The 16873-nt window shown below is 62.6% G+C and carries 12 protein-coding genes and 1 tRNA gene; 2 read left to right on the top strand and 11 right to left on the bottom strand.

Annotation, left to right across the window (positions count from 1 at the left end; translation table 11 throughout):
• Nucleotides 1–419: 419 nt before the first annotated feature.
• From DIE04_RS21335 to DIE04_RS21325, 3 genes are read right to left on the bottom strand one after another with little or no spacing between them, the layout of a single operon-like run.
• The gene (locus DIE04_RS21335) at nucleotides 420–695 is read right to left on the bottom strand and encodes an immunity 53 family protein (RefSeq protein ID WP_124522224.1); all 276 of its coding nucleotides are present in this window, start codon (nucleotides 693–695) and stop codon (nucleotides 420–422) included.
• Nucleotides 692–5278, bottom strand: a complete 4587-nt coding sequence (locus DIE04_RS21330) for an RHS repeat-associated core domain-containing protein (protein ID WP_260426265.1) — start codon at nucleotides 5276–5278, stop codon at nucleotides 692–694. Before DIE04_RS21330 ends, DIE04_RS21335 begins: the two co-directional genes overlap by 4 nt.
• A 50-nt stretch (nucleotides 5279–5328) precedes the next feature.
• Nucleotides 5329–8508 carry a type VI secretion system Vgr family protein gene (locus DIE04_RS21325; RefSeq protein WP_124522226.1) on the bottom strand — a complete coding sequence of 1060 codons (3180 nt, stop codon included), beginning with the start codon at nucleotides 8506–8508 and terminating at the stop codon, nucleotides 5329–5331.
• A gap of 360 nt (nucleotides 8509–8868) precedes the next feature.
• On the opposite strand from DIE04_RS21325, the gene DIE04_RS21320 reads away from it, so the two are divergent.
• Nucleotides 8869–9669: a cystine ABC transporter substrate-binding protein gene (locus DIE04_RS21320; protein ID WP_044845938.1), complete on the top strand. Its 801-nt coding sequence runs from the start codon at nucleotides 8869–8871 to the stop codon at nucleotides 9667–9669.
• A 79-nt stretch (nucleotides 9670–9748) separates the two neighbouring features.
• On the opposite strand, the gene DIE04_RS21315 is transcribed toward DIE04_RS21320, so the two are convergent.
• The 8 genes from DIE04_RS21315 to DIE04_RS21280 form a co-directional block, all read right to left on the bottom strand.
• Nucleotides 9749–9952 carry a hypothetical protein gene (locus tag DIE04_RS21315; protein ID WP_044845939.1) on the bottom strand — a complete coding sequence of 68 codons (204 nt, stop codon included), beginning with the start codon at nucleotides 9950–9952 and terminating at the stop codon, nucleotides 9749–9751.
• 460 nt (nucleotides 9953–10412) lie between these two features.
• Nucleotides 10413–10488, bottom strand: a tRNA-Thr gene (locus DIE04_RS21310).
• 19 nt (nucleotides 10489–10507) lie between these two features.
• Nucleotides 10508–11029 (bottom strand): ClpXP protease specificity-enhancing factor, encoded by a 522-nt coding sequence (locus DIE04_RS21305; RefSeq protein WP_044845942.1) that lies wholly within the window; start codon nucleotides 11027–11029, stop codon nucleotides 10508–10510.
• Nucleotides 11030–11100: 71 nt separating this feature from the next.
• Nucleotides 11101–11712, bottom strand: coding sequence for a glutathione S-transferase N-terminal domain-containing protein (locus DIE04_RS21300; protein ID WP_006400565.1), 612 nt, complete (start codon nucleotides 11710–11712; stop codon nucleotides 11101–11103).
• Between the two features lie 94 nt (nucleotides 11713–11806).
• Nucleotides 11807–12565, bottom strand: coding sequence for a cytochrome c1 (locus DIE04_RS21295; protein ID WP_124487863.1), 759 nt, complete (start codon nucleotides 12563–12565; stop codon nucleotides 11807–11809).
• A 21-nt stretch (nucleotides 12566–12586) separates the two neighbouring features.
• Nucleotides 12587–13969: a cytochrome bc complex cytochrome b subunit gene (locus DIE04_RS21290; protein WP_124487862.1), complete on the bottom strand. Its 1383-nt coding sequence runs from the start codon at nucleotides 13967–13969 to the stop codon at nucleotides 12587–12589.
• On the bottom strand, nucleotides 13966–14586 hold the full coding sequence (gene petA / locus DIE04_RS21285; protein ID WP_124522227.1) for a ubiquinol-cytochrome c reductase iron-sulfur subunit: 621 nt from the start codon (nucleotides 14584–14586) through the stop codon (nucleotides 13966–13968). The genes DIE04_RS21290 and petA overlap by 4 nt, the downstream gene beginning before the upstream one ends.
• Nucleotides 14587–14804: 218 nt before the next feature.
• On the bottom strand, nucleotides 14805–15551 hold the full coding sequence (locus DIE04_RS21280) for a Nif3-like dinuclear metal center hexameric protein (protein WP_044845946.1): 747 nt from the start codon (nucleotides 15549–15551) through the stop codon (nucleotides 14805–14807).
• 21 nt (nucleotides 15552–15572) lie between these two features.
• On the opposite strand from DIE04_RS21280, the gene DIE04_RS21275 reads away from it, so the two are divergent.
• On the top strand, nucleotides 15573–16778 hold the full coding sequence (locus DIE04_RS21275) for a Do family serine endopeptidase (protein ID WP_044845947.1): 1206 nt from the start codon (nucleotides 15573–15575) through the stop codon (nucleotides 16776–16778).
• Nucleotides 16779–16873 lie beyond the last annotated feature (95 nt).

Here is a 16873-nt window from a genome sequence, read left to right as displayed (position 1 = left end):
TTTGTAACAAGACGATTTCCGTTACCCGTCGCCGCAAGAGCTCAAAACGAACATACGGAGTATCCGGCACAGTGGCGCCGCCCACCCCATGACCGCCACTATAATCTGATGGCGTCACGCAAACCTGACGCTTTCCCGGCCCAATCTTCACAAAATCGTCGCACAAGAACTTCGTTCGCTCCTCCTTCAGAGTACCTCTAAAAACAACACGCCGCCATTCAGAAATATTTTTATCGACTTATTCGACTTATTCGACTTATCCTTTCCAAGCAAATCACAAGCACGACTACGGGGTACGTATTTGAGTCCCACTGGATCAATCCAGTCAACCGGATTGGTAGCATATACCCATACTACCCGAACGCCGATCTTCAACTCATCATACAGACAACAAGGGCCGCTCACGCGGCCCTTTGCACTTACGGCAACCAATCTACGACGAGTGCCAGCAGTTCATCGAGATTACCAGGACCGCCGTACCCGACGAATTCCGTTTCGGTCGCCTTCACTGTGATCCAATCGTCTTCATCGCGCTCTGCGTTCATATCGATGGGCTTCCTTCCTGATGCACCGCTTACCTTAACCTTCCAGCCCGGGTTGTCGATATTGGCAATCTCGACGCCATAAGAGTGCTCCCAAATGTCGTTACATTGGGAGGTATACCAGTTTTGCAAAGCATTAATAAGATCACTCATTTGCACAATCCCTTTCGTCTCGCCAACTCCCTTGCAACGCGAACATCTTGTTTAGTCGCAGCCCTTGTAACCTCCGTCTTTTTCGATGTCGTCACCTGGCCGTTTGGTCCTATGTTAATTTTACGAGTCTGAACATGAGGTGTCGGAATATCGGTTCCCGTGGCCTTATCGAAATGCGATGCCCCTTGCAGGTCAATGTGGCCCTGTGTTGTGGGCGTAGAGAACGTTACCGAGTTTTGGTTGATCTGATTGGAAAGTTCTTGGGCCATCTCCGTTGGATCTTTCGGCCCCTGAGACGCGTAATCATTGCAGCTAGGCAAACATTTACGACATTGCTTCGAAAGACCTAACGGATCGACCCACTGCACTGGATTGGGCGCGTACTGGAAGACGTTGATGCCGCCTTGTAACCCGATCGGGTCCTTGCTAACGAAGCGGCCCGATTGGGGATCGTAGTAGCGGTTGCGGTTAAAGTGCAACCCCGTCTCTTCATCGACTTGCTGCCCCTGGAACCGCAGTGAATTCCTCGCCACGATCCCCGCCGCCTTCGACACTCGCGCAACGACCTCCCGCGCTTCGCCCCACGCCTTATACGACGCTTCCCACACGACGTCTCCGTCGTCATCCGTCAGCAACTGCGGCGTCCCGATCTGATCGCAGTGGTAATAGAACAGCGCCGCGTCACCCCGCCGCTCCGGCATCTTCTGCAGCGGATCCTCCTCCGGCACATAGCGGTCGGTACTCTTCCACTCCGGCGTCGAGATTCCCTCAACCGGTTCCGCCACATACTGCGCCAGCGGCACAAACGTTCCCGGCTCGTAAAGATAGTGCGTGCCACGCTCGCCATCGCTCTCGTACGCCAGCGCGTCGCCATCCCACCCGAACACCGTCCGCTCGCCGTTCACCTCCTTAGCGATCCGTCGACCGAACGCATCATAGAAATACCGTGACTGACTCTGCCGCGACGCCTCCGCAACCCGCGCCGACAGCAAGCGATTGAACTCGTCCCACTCGTATTCCTGCTGCCCCGCAGGCGTACGCTTGCGCACCAGATTCCCGCGCGCGTCGTACTCGAAGTGCATCCCCGCATACGCCTTCAGCAGGTTGCCCAGCACCTTCGGCACCTCGACCGGCAACGTGCTTTCCGGCCGCACCGGGCTCGAACGGGCGGCCGGCGCTTCGGTGGACCGCACCGGATCGATGATGTTGCTCGCCGGGTCGAACGCAAACTGCTCCTTCGCGACCGGACTGATCGCCTCGATCAGCCGCCCGACCGGATCGTATCGGTAATCCGTCCCGCCCTTGCGACTATCCTCGATCCGCGACAATTGCCCGACCGCGTCATAGCGATACCGCCGCTCGGCGAGCGGCGCGGGCGAGGTCGACCGCTGGATCGTCTGCTGCAGTACGCGTCCTGCCGGGTCGTAATGCGTGCGCTGTCCGACCTTGCTCGACAACATGCGTACCGTCTCGCGATGCAGGTCATCGCGCTCGAATTGCACACGCTCCTCGCCATCGAGCAGCATCCCGTGCACATGCCCCGAGCCATACATCAGCCAGTCAACCGCATGCCCATCCGGCCGCACGGTACGTCGTCGGTTGCCGAGCTCGTCGTATTCGTGGTGCCAGACGTAGCTACGCCGCTCGCCGAACAGATCGTACGCGTGATGTTCGCGCACCAGATTGCCGACCGGATCGAAGAAGAACTGCACGCGGCTGTACCGGTTCACCGCGTCGATCAGCCTGCCGCTCCGGTCGTAGGCAAACCGCTCCTCGCTTTCCCCCGCCACACGCTTCATCAGGCGACCGGTTGCGTCGACGTCGATCGATATCACGCAACCCGCTTCATCAACCGAAACAAGGCTGCCGCTGTCCGGGTCGTATTGATAACGCGTCGACTTGCCGTCAAAACCGATTTCCTCGATCAACCGCCCCGCCGGATCGTAGTGGAACTGGTACGTCGCAAGGTTCGCATCGGTCAGCGCGGTCAAGCGGCCGAGACGGTCGTAGCGATACGCAATCGTCTGCCCGAGCGCGTCCGCGCGGCTCGCAATACGACCCACTGCATCGTAGCCGTATCGGGTCGATCGATTGAGTTGATCCGTATGCCGCAACAACCGACCTTCAGCGTCGTATTGCACGTGCTCGACACCAGCCGGCGAACGCGTCTCCGTCAATTGGCCGTTCGGGCCATAACCATAGGCAACCACGCCACCGGACGCGTCCTTTGTCTCGATCACGCGGCCGATATCGTCGTACCGCCACTCCGTCTTCTTTCCGGAGCAGTCCGTGTAGCTCGTCAATTGCCCGGCGTCGTTGTATCCAAGCGCCTTCGAGCCGCCCTTCGCATCGGTGATCTGCGTAGGCAACCCCTTGTCGTTGTAGGCGTACTTCGTCGCATGCTCGAGCGGATCGATTTCTTCGACGAGATTGCCCGCATCGTCGTACTTGCGCTGCCACACATGGCCGTTCGGATCGACGAGCCGGATCATCCGATCCTTGCCGTCGTATGCCATCTCGACGATGCTGCCGTCCGCGCGCTCGTGCCAGGTCCGGTTGCCACGTGCGTCATAACGCATCTGCTCAATGCTGCCGTCTTGCAGAATGTGCAGCGTCAGATTGTTATGCTCGTCGCGCCGGAACCATTCCTCGCTGCCGTCCGGATAGGCGATTCGATAAACGTATCCCTTGATGTTGAAGTAGTAGCGTGACATCTGACCGAGCGCATCGGTCACGTAGGTCAGCCGAATGTTCGGATGCCATGCAAGGCGGATATCGAGGCTGCCGTCGTCCGCGTACTCGCGCACGCATTTCGCGTTCGCGTTGTCTTCAGCGTCCGCGCCGTCCCATTCGAGCGTCATCCCGCGGCCGGTGCGATCGGTATAGCGCGTCACGAGATGACGGTGGTACTGATAGCTCCACGCGTTGCCATACCGGTCGGTTGCGCGCACGAGATCGCCCGCTTCGTCATAGGCGTAGCTCGCAAGCGTACGGCGCTTTCCATCGTCGAGCACCTGCTCGATCAGCACGATCCGGCCTTGCTTGTCGTGCTCGAACGACAGCACGTTGCCGCTCGCATCGATCAGGCGTGCCACGCGGTCGAGCGCGTCGTAATCGAGCGTGATCGCATTGCCTGCACGGTCCTTCTGCATCGCAAGCCGGAACGCATTGCCGCGCCGTTCATACACGTGAAGCTCGTCGTGGCCGTATGCGATCGCGACCCACGTCTCGTCCAGACGCGTCAGCGTCAGGTTTTCCGCGAGATCGTCATGCACACCTCCGGCTGCAAGCGCTCGATATTCGATGCTGCGCCCGCTGGCATCGCGAAAGAACCATGTATCGCCTTCGACATCGATGCGCGTCGTGTATGGCGTGAGCCACCGCGCGCCAAGTTCTCCGTTGTCGTATGCAGAGAGGCGCGACCGGTACGTGCGCGCCCAGACGAGCGGCAGTGCGCCGGGCAGTTCAAAGTCCGTGTGAGTGAACGTCTCATCGCCGAAAGCAAAATCGATCGACCCGGTCGATGCGCCAATCCCGCAACTTTTACAAGGACTCTGGCCGGCGCCTTCCGCATGCGCCTGCTGTCCGATCGCACCCGCCGGCTCCTGAGGACGATCGTGCTGCGCGCGCCCCTTGCCGCCGGGCGGCACGTCGGCGGTCTTTTCGTCAAGCTTCCCGCGTGCGCGCACTCTTGCCACGGCCTCGATCACTTGCGCGATCAGCCACAGCATCTTGCCTTCTTCGCTGCCGTTCAGATCGCGGATCGCCTTCGCGACTTTCGGCGCCTCGTCCTTCAGGAACGCGACGATATCGCGGAACGGTTGCAGCCACGAATCCGGAGCAAGCTTCGCCGCAGTCCCGACCGTCGCGTTCCCGGCTTGCTTCCCCAACGCGATCGAACCTTCGTAACCGTACTCGATCGCATCAACCACCAGCATCGGGTTGTACCAGGACCGCTTGTCCATCTTCCGGGCGATCTGTGCAGTACGCCGCACGTTGGCACTGCTGTCGAAAATTTGCCCTTTGAGGGCGAGTTCCAGCCCGGTAGCAATACCGAGCATCAACTCCTGCGCCTTATGCGCGCAGTCGTTCAGCAGTTCGACAAGAACGTCCTGCAGGGTCTTCAGGAAGTTCTCGATTTCGGTCGCGGCCGCGGCGTTGACATGCGTGACGAGCACCGAAATGAGCGCCGCGCCGAGATTGCCGCGAGACACCAGCAATTGATTGCGCACGAGCGCCAGCAGCGGCCGTGCCGACAGTCGGAACGACGCGAGTGGCGGCGGAACCGGAATGACGCCGATCAGGTTGATCGCAAGCCCAAGGTAATCGAGCAGATTGGCGTGGCGCTTCTCGACGATCATCACGATGTCGCACACCGCATCGTAAAACGCCATCAGGTTGCCGATGATCGGCACCGCGCTTGCGAAGGTCTTGAGATCCTCGAACGAAATGTGATTGCCGCTGATCTTGAGCAGCCACTTGTTGAAACGGTCGCCTCCCGCCGCTACATCTTTCGGCGAAATATCGCTGAGCCAGGAAACGGCCTGTTCCTTCTCGGCGCCAGGTGGAAGTTGTTGTGCCATGTCGTTGTTCGTTCAATTCGTTTTTTCAAGACGGCTGACGAGCCGCCCTCTCAGGATTTCAGCGGTCCGCCGAACCCGCTCGTCGGAAGCTTCATGCCGGTCGCACCGGCGGCTGACGCCACCGTCGTAGCGCCCTTTCCGGCGATCCCGGCGACACCGGGTAGCGCGCCCTGCAGCGCACCGGATGCCGCATTCGCAGCCGGCGCGGCCAGCGCCGCGAGCCCACCTTGGCGAGCTGCCTGCACCATCCCGGCCACCTGCTTCGCGGCACTGCCCAGGCTCGATGCCGTCTGTAGCGCGGAAACCGCGCCTGCCCCACCCAGCGCACTTGCCGCGGCCGGCAATGCGGAACTCGCCAGTCCGCCCAACGCAGCACCGGCTCCACCTCCGCTCGCAAGCCCCATCGCAGCCGTCGTCGCCGCAGGCGCCATCCCCTTCAACTGGCTCGCGAGTTGCTCCGTCGCCGCGGCTTGCGCCGCCTGCGGCGACGGCTCGACGGGCTCGACCGGCCACTGCGCCTGCTTGAAGTAATTTGCGGGTTGAGCCGACTCGCGCGGATCCTTCCCGAACTCGACACGCACCGCACCCGGCGGCAAACCGCTCACAGCCGTATAACCGCTGTTGTCGAGCGCCCCTTTCTTCAGCACGGCGCCGTTCACGTCTCTCACCGTGAACAGCCCGCCCTTCACTGCCTCGCCGTTCACGTACTTGTGAAACAGCTCCAACTGCCCCGGCTGGTCCGGCCGCGGGCTCGGCAGCGGATATCCCATGCTCGCCGGCCCCGCGAATGTATGCGACGCGCCCTTCACATCGACCGCACCCGGCGTATGAATCTCGATGTTGCCGTCCTTGATGCGGATGTACCCGCCGCCACTCGTCAGCAGAATCCCCTGGTCGGCCGCGATCTCGATCCGGTCAGTTGCGGACACAACCTTCACCGCCTTCTGCGCGGTCACCTCGACGTTGTCCGACTGCGCCTGGATCTCGACCTTGCCCTTGCCGGCGAACAGCTTCATCCCCGCGTTCTGAACGAACAGGCTCAGCTTCTGCCCGATGCTGCCGATCAGCGACTTGCCCGCGGCGACGTGCACGCTCTGTCCGCTCGCGACGTTCACGTGATCGTTCGCGACCACGTGCAGCGACTGCTGTGTCGACATCCCGATCCCCGACGGGCTGCCGAACAGCATCACCGGCTCCTTGAACGCATTCGCGCTGCCCGTGCCGCCGCCTGCCGTGCGTCCGCCTGACGCGTTGCCCGACGCGCTGTCCTGCGTCGCGTCGGTGAACGCGCGCATCGTGTCGTGGGCTTCCTTGAGGCTTTCCGCCTGATGCTGCTCGCTCACGCCCGACATCGCCTCGACCAGGCTTTCGCCCGTCACCAGTTGCTGCTGCGCTTCCTTCACGTCGAGCGGCTGGCTGTTCGGCGCCTTCGGGTGCGTGGTCACGTACAGGCCCTGACTCGCCCGCACCGCGCCATACGCATCCGAACGCAGATCGAACCCGCTGCCCAGATACGACCCGCGCGAATTGCCGTTCTGGTCGATCAGGTAGCCGAGATGCAGCAGGCTGTTCGCGCTGCTGCTCATCAGCTGCACGCGGTTCTGCCCGGTCGCGTCGTCCATCACGAGGTGGTTGTAGCCGCTGCCCGAATACTCTTTCGATCGATACCCGGACAGAATCCCGTCGCTATGCCACTGCGGCTGGTTCGCGCCGTTGTACACGCGCCCGACTGCCAAAGGCCGGTCGCAATCGCCACCCACGTAGTCGATCAGCACTTCCTCGCCGATGCGCGGCACGTGCACGCCACCGTAACCGCCGCCGGTATCCGACTGCACGACGCGCACCCAGCACGACGCGTTCTCGTTGCCCGGATTCAAACGATCCCATACGAACTGCACACGAATCCGGTTCAGCTCATCCGTATAGACTTCCTCGCCCTGCGGCCCGACGACGATGGCCGTCTCGAGATGCATCTTCGGCTTCTCGTGCTCGAACGGGCTGCGATACGGCACGCTCACGCGCTGCGCTTCGACCTCGACGAGATAGAAGCCGACCGAACCGTCGTCATGCGGCACGCGGAACGCGGCGTCGGCACCGTAGCCCTCCTGCGCTTGCGTCAACGCGTCGCGCAGGCTGTACGGAAAGTCCGCGCTGCTGCTCGCGACGGGCAGGTTGTTCTCGATCCACCATTCGACGCCGATCGCCGCGAACTCGCGCTGGTCGGCCGGATCGCGATCGTGTTCGGGATGATCCGCCAGCGTAAAACGACGGCCGGCATCGATCGCGCGCACGCCGCCCGCGCCGTGGAAGCGCTTCGCTTGCGACTCCCATTCCTCCATCCGCAGCTTCGTCAGATGGTCGCCGCGCGTCTGGTCCAGATACGTGTACGCACCGGTGTACTCGTAGACTTCGAGCTGGTCGGGCAATTCGCCCTGGCCGCCCATCGTCGGCAGCGTCGTGCCCTTCGGGTTCGACGGTTGCGACGGATTCTTGTAGTCGAACGTGCGCGTCGTCCGGGTCACGCTCTGCAGCGTGCGCGAGCCCGACCATTGCGTGAACGCGTCGGCTTCGCTCGCCGCGCCGCCCCGATAGAAGCGCACGGTCTCCGGCGACAGCGGCGCGAACGCCTGCAGGTTGTCGGTGATCACGAGCGTATGCGACTTGCCGTCGTCGGCCTGCTGCCATGTGCTGTAGAGGCCTTCGCTCTCCATCAGCCGATGCACGAAATGCCAGTCGGTGTCGTGCTGACGAGTGTATGAACGGCTCGGCAGCGGTTTCGACAGCGCGAAGCGGAAATGCCCCTGCGCCTGCGGATGCTGGTTCAGCACGTCGCTGATGATCTGGTCGACGGTCGTGTCGTTCCAGAGCCGCTGGTCTCGGCGAAACTTCAGGAAATGGATGAAATCGGCGAACGTGAGCTGATAGGTCGTGAGCCCGCCGTCGGCGCCGAGGCGGCGCGCGGTGTGCACGTACCCGTTGATCGGCCGGTAGCTGCGATCGCCTTGCTGGATCCACAACGTGACCGGCTGCGCGATCAGCTTTTTAAGCTCCAGATCGCTGTCGGTCGACAGCACATCGAGCGTGAATTCGTACGCGCGCCCGATGCGCGACCGGCCGACGGCCCGCTGCACGGTCAGCACGTTGGCGCCCAATGGCGTATCGAGCTTCAGCAGCCGGTCCTGCTGAAGCAACCCGCCGCGCAATGCGGCAACAGTGTTCTGCATGTTCATGGCAACGGCCTTTTCTTCTTTTGACGCGCCCTCGGATGGCGCGTGATGCGATTTTCGCTCGCGCGATTTTACAGACAAATTACTAGCCGACTCGGAAAATGACCTGATTTAAAAGAGTATTTTTAATCGTTGGTCCGAACGTCCACGGCAAACCTTTCTAACGCTCGTCCAGCGCTCACGTGCCACGTCGTCACACCGCGCTGCCACCCCGCCGCCCGCTGAAATCGATTGCAATCAGGGCCAATTCGACTTCCGGCGCCGCCCGGTTGCGAGTAGTGTCTACGTGCCCGTCATTCGGCCCGGCCCGGGCACGATCGATGCCCGGTGCGCCATCACCACACTAAACACTGGAGATCCACGATGAAACGTTCGAAGTTCCTGCTATCTGGCCTGCTGCTCGCGTCGGCCCTCGGTTTCACGGCCGTCGCCGCGCACGCCGAAGACCTGCTCGACTCGGTGAAGAAAGCCGGCGTGCTGCGCGTCGGCCTCGAAGGCACGTATCCGCCGTTCAACTCGCGCGGCACGTCGGGTCAGCTCGAGGGCTTCGACGTCGACGTCGCGAATGCGGTTGCCGGCAAGCTCGGCGTGAAGACGCAGTTCGTCCCGACCGAATGGAGCGGGATCATCGCGGGGCTGCAGGCCGGCAAGTTCGACGTGATCGTCAACCAGGTCACGATCACGCCGCAGCGCAAGGAGGCGCTCGACTTCAGCGAGCCGTACACGTACTCGGCCGCGCAGCTGATCCAGCGCAAGGACGACACGCGCAACTTCAAGTCGCTCGAGGACTTCAAGGGCAAGAAGCTCGGCGTGACGCTCGGCACCAACTACGACCAGATGGCGCGCAGCGTGCCGGGCATCGAGGTGCAGACGTATCCTGGCGCACCGGAAAAGCTGCGTGATCTCGCGGCAGGCCGGATCGAGGCGACGCTCGACGACCGCCTGATGCTGCCGTACATGATCAAGACGTCGAACCTGCCGCTGCGCTCGGGCGCGGTGCTGAACGGCGGCAAGCAGGAGATGGCGATCCCGTTCCGCAAGGGCAATCCGAAGTTCGAGAAGGCGATCAACGATGCGCTGGAGTCACTGCGCAAGGAAGGCACGTTGAAGAAGATCTCGATGCACTGGTTCGGCAGCGACGTGACGGTGCCGGTCGCGCAGTAAGCGGTTCGCCGCGCTCGCGTTGCGTCACGTCACTCGCTGCGGCGAAGGCGTGACGCCTCTTCTCTCCCGCTCTCTTCGCTCAGGCCGCTTCGTCGAAGCGCGCGAGCAGCATCTGGCCGATCGGCGTCAGCGCCGGGCGCGCAGCCACCTCATTCACGCGTACCTGCGTATCGTCGACGAGCCGCTTTTCGACGAGCACGGCGAACGCGGGGTTCGCCAGGTCGACGCTGTCCGGTGCGCGGGCTATGCGCAGCAGCATCGAGAATTCATGCGGACTCAACATGGTCCTTGTCTCCTGATCGTCCGCGATCCGGTTCGAACGGCGTCGATCGTGTTTTTGAATGGAATGACGCGAGGCATAGTCGATGCGCCGCCGGGAGCGAGATCCCGGTTGACCGTTGCGCGACGCAAGCACGGCGTCGCGTGCGGGTTACGCACGCCCGAATCGCGACGGTGGCGCCGCGGCGGAACGTGCAACGTTAGGGGCGCAGCATGACGCGGGCGTGACAGGGAAAGGGGGGCGCAACGATGTGCGATGCGCACTCGGATTGCCAGCGCAGCGCACGTCGTGCGGATCGGGGCGGGAGCGTAGGCATCTTCAGCCTCGAGGGCGATGCTTGTGACCGAGTTGGATGCCGTATGCCGAAGCCGGTTTGCCATGCGGTCGGCGTCGCGTGTTTCGCCTTGGATATCCAAAAAAACAAAGGGCCGGGAGAATCAATCTCCCGGCCCTTCGTTCAATATGGTGCCGGCTGCAGGACTCGAACCCGCCACCTGATGATTACAAATCAACTGCTCTACCAGATGAGCTAAGCCGGCGTAAGCGCGAGATTCTACCTCATTTCACGATCTTGAGGCGAGGTCTGCTGCCGCCTTTCGAGCCATCCCCGTCGGTTTTCGGCGGTTCGTCGGCGCCTTCGGACGGTTCTTCGTTCGCACCTTGATCGGCAACCGGCGCCAGCACGACAGGCGACTCGTCGCGCCGCACCTCATCGGCCTGCTCGGCATCGTCCTCGAACGCGCCCGAATCCGCGCCCTCGCCCGCCACCGCATCGACCTGGAACGCCATCCCCTGGCCGTTCTCGCGCGCGTAGATCGCGAGCACGTTGGCCACCGGAATCTCGATCTTGTGCGCCTTCCCGGAGAACCGGGCGGTGAACTCGATCCACTCGTTACCCATCTGCAGCTGGCTCGTCGCCTCGAAGCTGATGTTGAGCACGATCTCGCCGTCACGCACGAACTGACGCGGCACGCGCGTCGAGTTGTCGACCCTCACCGCGATATGCGGCGTGTAACCGTTATCGGTGCACCACTCGTACAGCGCGCGCAGCAGATAAGGCTTCGTTGAAATCTCTTGCATCACAATCCTCGAACCCGGAGCGGGCACGCGGCACGCCGCGCCGCCCGCTCCGTCTTGCCCTCATTGCATCATCAACGACGCATGACCTTTTCGGACGGCGTCAGTGCTTCGATATAGGCCGGACGGCTGAAGATCCGCTCGGCATACTTCATCAGCGGCGCGGCGTTCTTCGACAGTTCGATGCCGTAGTGATCCAGACGCCACAGCAGCGGCGCGATCGCGACGTCGAGCATCGAGAACTCCTCGCCGAGCATGTACTTGTTCTTCACGAAGATCGGCGCGAGTTGCGTCAGGCGATCGCGGATCGCGAGGCGTGCCTTCTCGTGGTTCTTCTCCGCTGCCTTGCCCTTCTCGTTCTCGAGCGTGCTGACGTGAACGAACAGCTCCTTCTCGAAGTTGAGCAGGAACAGGCGTGCACGGGCGCGCTGCACCGGGTCGGCCGGCATCAGTTGCGGGTGCGGGAAGCGCTCGTCGATGTATTCGTTGATGATGTTCGATTCGTACAGGATCAGGTCGCGTTCGACCAGAATCGGCACCTGACCGTACGGGTTCATCACCGAGATGTCTTCCGGCTTGTTGAACAGGTCGACGTCACGGATCTCGAAATCCATCCCCTTCTCGAACAGCACCAGCCGGCAACGCTGGGAGAACGGGCAAGTTGTGCCGGAATACAGAACCATCATATTTGCGTTTCCTCAAAAAAGCCGAGGGCCGGCACGCGGCGCAACCCCTTTCACGGGTTCCGCCTTGCGCCGGCCCCACGCCGGTCAGGCGTGTTTACTTGATATCTTTCCAGTACGCGGCATTGAGCCGCCAGGCCAGGAAAGTCAGGACACCGAGAAAGACCAGCACCCACACGCCGAGGCGTTTGCGGGTCTGCTGGGCCGGCTCGGACATCCATGTCATATAGGCCACCAGGTCGGCCACCGCAGCATCATAGTCCGGCGGCGACAACGTCCCCGGCGTGACCTGCTGGAAGCCGACGAGCGTGTGGACCTTCTCGCCCGTCTCCTCGTCCGTCTTGTCTTCGAATTTGGCAGTGCGCTGCCCCTGCAGTTGCCACAATACATGGGGCATGCCGACGTTCTCGAACACCGCGTTGTTCCAACCGCTCGGCCGCGTATCGTCGCGGTAGAAACTCCGCAGATACGTGTACAGCCAGTCGCGACCGCGCGCCCGCTCCTCGACCGACAGGTCGGGCGGTGTCGTGCCGAGCCAGTTCTTCGCGTCTTCGGGCCGCATCGCGACGGACATCGTGTTCCCGACCTTGTCGGTCGTGAACAGGAGATTCGTTTCGATCTCCTTCTGGGATATGCCCAGATCCGTCAGACGGTTGTAGCGCATCAGGTTCGCGCTGTGGCAGTTCAGGCAATAGTTTACAAACAATTGCGCGCCGTGCTGAAGCGAAACGAGATTTTCCGTGTTATCGGGCGCCCGGTCGAGCGGAAAATTACCCTCCGCGTGCACGGCCGGCGCCGCCAGCAGCGCGACGGCCGTCGCCCCGATCAGCGCGAGCGTCGAAAGCAGTTTCTTCATGTCGTTCTCTCCTCGCTCTCGTTAATGGGGCTTGAAGCGCACCCGCTCCGGCGGCTGCTTGAACGTGCCAAGCGGCGTCCAGACGGGCATGCCGAGGAAGAACGCGAAGTAGATCAGCGCACAGCCCTGCGCGATCAGCGTCGAGACCGGCGATGGCGGCCGCGTGCCGAGGAACGCGAGGATCAGGAACGCCGCGACGAAGATCCCGAGGAACACCTTGTGGAACAGCGGCCGGTAGCGGATCGACTTCACCGGGCTGCGGTCGAGCCACGGCAGGAAGAACAGCGTGATCACCGCCGAGCCCATCACGACGACGCCCCAGAACTTCGATTCCGTCAGGAACATGAATACGACGATCGCCGCGGCCAGCACCGGCAGCCCGACCTTCCACTTGCCGCGCGCACGGATCAGCGCGAGCACGCCGAGCAGCGCGATCACGATCATCAGCACGATCTTGAACGGGTCGGTGGTCGCGCGCAGCATCGCGTAGAACGCGGTGAAGTACCACACCGGCGCGATTTCCGGCGGCGTCTGCAGCGGATTCGCCGGGACGAAGTTGTTCGACTCGAGGAAGTAGCCGCCCATCTCCGGCGAGAAGAACACGATCAGCGCGAACACCATCAGGAACACGCAGACGCCGAAGAAATCGTGCACCGAGTAGTACGGGTGGAACGGGATGCCGTCGAGCGGAATGCCGTCCGCGTCCTTCTTCGCCTTGATCTCGATGCCGTCCGGGTTGTTCGACCCCACTTCGTGGAGCGCGACGAGGTGCGCGATCACGAGGCCGACCAGCACGAGCGGAATCGCGATCACGTGGAACGCGAAGAAGCGGTTCAGCGTGACGTCGGAAACGACGTAGTCGCCGCGGATCCACAACGACAGGTCCGGGCCGACGAACGGGATCGCCGAGAACAGGTTCACGATCACCTGCGCGCCCCAGAACGACATCTGGCCCCACGGCAGCAGGTAGCCGAAGAACGCCTCGGCCATCAGGCACAGGAAGATCGCGCAGCCGAAGATCCACACGAGTTCGCGCGGCTTGCGGTACGACCCGTACATCAGCCCGCGGAACATGTGCAGGTACACGACGACGAAGAACATCGACGCACCGGTCGAGTGCATGTAGCGGATCAGCCAGCCCCACGGCACCTCGCGCATGATGTACTCGACCGATGCGAACGCGAGCGTCGAATCGGGCTTGTAGTTCATCGTCAGGAAGATGCCCGTGACGATCTGGTTGACGAGCACCAGCAGCGCGAGTGAGCCGAAGAAGTACCAGAAGTTGAAGTTCTTCGGCGCGTAGTACTCGGAAACGTGCTTCTTCCAGGTGGACGTGAGCGGGAAGCGCTGGTCGACCCAGCCGGTGAGACCTGTCGTGGAGACTTCCTTGTTGTCGGCCATCACGCTTCTCCTTTCTCGTCCTTGCCGATCACGAGGGTCGTCGCCGACGTGAACATGTAGGGCGGGATGTCGAGATTCTGGGGCGCCGGCTTGTTCTTGAACACGCGGCCGGCGAGGTCGTAGGTCGAACCGTGGCACGGGCACAGGAAGCCGCCCGGCCAGTCGTCCGGCAGGTTCGGCTGCGGACCCGGCGTGAAGCGTTGGCTAGGCGTGCAGCCGAGGTGCGTACACACGGCCATCACGACGAGAATGTTCTTGCGATCGGCCCGCGAGCGATATTCGTTCGCGCAATACGCGGGCAACGGCATCGAATACGGGGATTTCGAGGTCGGATCGGCCACTTCCTTGTCGGCCTTGACGACGTCGGCCAGCATCGAATCGGTGCGATTCAGGATCCAGACGGGTTTGCCGCGCCACGGCACCGTGACCATCTCGCCGGGCTTCAGGCTGCTGATGTCGACCTCGACCGGGGCTCCGGCCGCTTTCGCTTTCGCGGACGGCGCAAGCGACGCCGCGAAAGGTATGACGGTGGCTACGCCTCCCACGCCACCTGCTACGGATGTCGCAATCAGCCAGGTACGGCGGCCGCTGTCGACGCGTTTCTCTTCCTTGTCTCGCATCACACGCCCCACTTCTGAGTTGGATTTTCCGTCACGACTTTTCATTCCGCCGCTAGTTTGCGCGAATGGAGTCGCCATTTACAAGGCCCGGAGACGAAAATCCCTTCGAAGTAATTGATAGTTAAGGGTTTTCCCCCACTATCGGAGCGATTAAATCATTTCGCTTTTAAGCATGCGCTACATTGCGAATTTTCGGTGCACCGCCGCAAATCCGGCGTTCAGACCGGATTATGAATATCGATAAAAAGGTGTTCGAGATCGAATTCTTCGGACAAGTGGGCGCCGAGCGCCTGGATTCCGTAGCGCTCGGTCGCGTGGTGCCCTGCCGCAACGAACGCGACGCCGCTTTCGGCCGACGCGTGCGTGACGGATTCCGACACCTCGCCGGTCAGGAACACGTCGGCGCCCGCGTCGATCGCCGCGTCGAAATAGCTTTGCGCGGCGCCCGTACACCATGCGATGCGGCGCAACTGCATCTCCGGATCGCCGAGCACGAGCGGCGTGCGGCCGAGCGTGCGCTCGACCTTCGCGACGAAGTGCTCGAGCGAGACGGGCATCGGCAGCGTGGCCATCCAGCCGAGGTCGCCATCGCCGAAACGCTGCTCGCCGAGCAGCCCGAGCTTCTCGCCGAGCTGCGCGTTGTTGCCGAACTCGGGGTGCGCGTCGAGCGGCAGGTGGAATGCGAACAGGTTCAGATCGTTCGCGAGCAGCAGCTTCAGCCGCTGGTACTTTCGGCCGGTAATCTGCGGCGCCTCGTTGCGCCAGAAATAGCCGTGATGGACGAGCACCGCATCCGCGCCCCATTCGAGCGCGGCTTCGAGGAACGCGACCGACGCCGTCACGCCGGTGGCGATCTTCTCGATCTTGCGGCGCCCCTCGACCTGGAGGCCGTTCGGGCAATAGTCCTTGAAGCGCGCGATTTCAAGGGTATTGTTCAAGTACAATTCAAGTTCGATCCGATCCATATAAACCTCTAATCCTTTCAGATGCTTAGACGCTTCTGGCTGTTCTTCGCGCAGGCGGTGACCGTACTGCTCGCGCTGATGTTCATCGTCGTGACGCTCAAGCCGCAATGGCTGCAACGGCAAGGACAGCTCGGCAAGCAGCTCGCCACGCCGATCGTCGCGCTGCGCGAAGTCGCACCGGGCATCGGCGGCGCCCCCGCGACCACGTCGTACGCCGAGGCCGCGCAAAAGGCGATGCCCGCCGTCGTCAACGTCTTCTCCAGCAAGGACGGCTCGCTGCCGCCCGATCCGCGCGCGAAGGATCCGCTGTTCCGCTACTTCTTCGGCGACCGCAATGCGCGCAAGCAGCACGACGAACCGGCCGCCAACCTGGGCTCGGGCGTTATCGTGAGCCCTGAAGGTTACATTCTAACGAACCAGCACGTCGTGGACGGCGCCGACCAGATCGAAGTCGCGCTCGCCGACGGCCGCACGGGCACCGCGAAGGTGATCGGCAGCGACCCGGAAACCGACCTCGCCGTGCTGAAGATCAACATGACGAACCTGCCGACGATCACGCTCGGCCGTTCCGACCAGTCGCGGGTCGGCGACGTCGTGCTCGCGATCGGCAACCCGTTCGGCGTAGGCCAGACGGTCACGATGGGGATCATCAGCGCGCTCGGCCGCAATCACCTCGGCATCAACACGTTCGAGAACTTCATCCAGACCGACGCGCCGATCAACCCGGGCAACTCGGGCGGCGCGCTGGTCGACGTCAACGGCAACCTGCTCGGCATCAACACGGCGATCTACTCGCGCTCGGGCGGCTCGCTCGGCATCGGCTTCGCGATTCCCGTGTCGACCGCGCGCACCGTGCTCGAAAGCATCATCACGACGGGCTCGGTCACGCGCGGCTGGATCGGCGTCGAGCCGCAGGACGTCACGCCGGAAATCGCCGAATCGTTCGGGCTCCAGCAGAAGTCGGGCGCGATCGTCGCGGGCGTGCTGCAGGGCGGGCCGGCCGACAAGGCCGGCATCAAGCCGGGCGACATCCTCGTGAGCGTGAACGGCGACGACATCACCGACACGACGAAGCTGCTGAACACCGTCGCGCAGATCAAGCCGGGCACGCCGACCAAGGTGCATGTCGTGCGCAAGGGCAAGGAGTTCGACGTGAAGGTCGTGATCGGCAAGCGCCCGCCGCCGCCGAAGCAGGCGCTCGACGAACAGGACAGCGACAGCGAATGATCTCCGGCGGGCGGCGTACCGGCGCCGCTTGCCGGCCAAGGACGGAAACAAAAAAGGGCAGCCTGATCGGCTGCCCTGTTGCTTTGGTCCGGCGG

It is taken from the genome of Burkholderia sp. Bp8994 (genome assembly GCF_003853805.1).
In the GTDB taxonomy this organism is placed as follows: Bacteria; Pseudomonadota; Gammaproteobacteria; order Burkholderiales; family Burkholderiaceae; genus Burkholderia.
This window is presented reverse-complemented; position numbering and strand designations above follow the sequence as displayed.

What these genes read in the sequence shown, in the direction of transcription:
- DIE04_RS21280 (WP_044845946.1), bottom strand. Translation starts at nt 15,551, where the DNA reads ATGGATCGGATCGAACTTGAATTGTACTTGAACAATACCCTTGAAATC.
- petA (WP_124522227.1), bottom strand. Translation starts at nt 14,586, where the DNA reads ATGCGAGACAAGGAAGAGAAACGCGTCGACAGCGGCCGCCGTACCTGG.
- DIE04_RS21275 (WP_044845947.1), top strand. Translation starts at nt 15,573, where the DNA reads ATGCTTAGACGCTTCTGGCTGTTCTTCGCGCAGGCGGTGACCGTACTG.
- DIE04_RS21300 (WP_006400565.1), bottom strand. Translation starts at nt 11,712, where the DNA reads ATGATGGTTCTGTATTCCGGCACAACTTGCCCGTTCTCCCAGCGTTGC.
- DIE04_RS21325 (WP_124522226.1), bottom strand. Translation starts at nt 8,508, where the DNA reads ATGAACATGCAGAACACTGTTGCCGCATTGCGCGGCGGGTTGCTTCAG.
- DIE04_RS21335 (WP_124522224.1), bottom strand. Translation starts at nt 695, where the DNA reads ATGAGTGATCTTATTAATGCTTTGCAAAACTGGTATACCTCCCAATGT.
- DIE04_RS21320 (WP_044845938.1), top strand. Translation starts at nt 8,869, where the DNA reads ATGAAACGTTCGAAGTTCCTGCTATCTGGCCTGCTGCTCGCGTCGGCC.
- DIE04_RS21315 (WP_044845939.1), bottom strand. Translation starts at nt 9,952, where the DNA reads ATGTTGAGTCCGCATGAATTCTCGATGCTGCTGCGCATAGCCCGCGCA.
- DIE04_RS21330 (WP_260426265.1), bottom strand. Translation starts at nt 5,278, where the DNA reads ATGGCACAACAACTTCCACCTGGCGCCGAGAAGGAACAGGCCGTTTCC.
- DIE04_RS21305 (WP_044845942.1), bottom strand. Translation starts at nt 11,029, where the DNA reads ATGCAAGAGATTTCAACGAAGCCTTATCTGCTGCGCGCGCTGTACGAG.
- DIE04_RS21295 (WP_124487863.1), bottom strand. Translation starts at nt 12,565, where the DNA reads ATGAAGAAACTGCTTTCGACGCTCGCGCTGATCGGGGCGACGGCCGTC.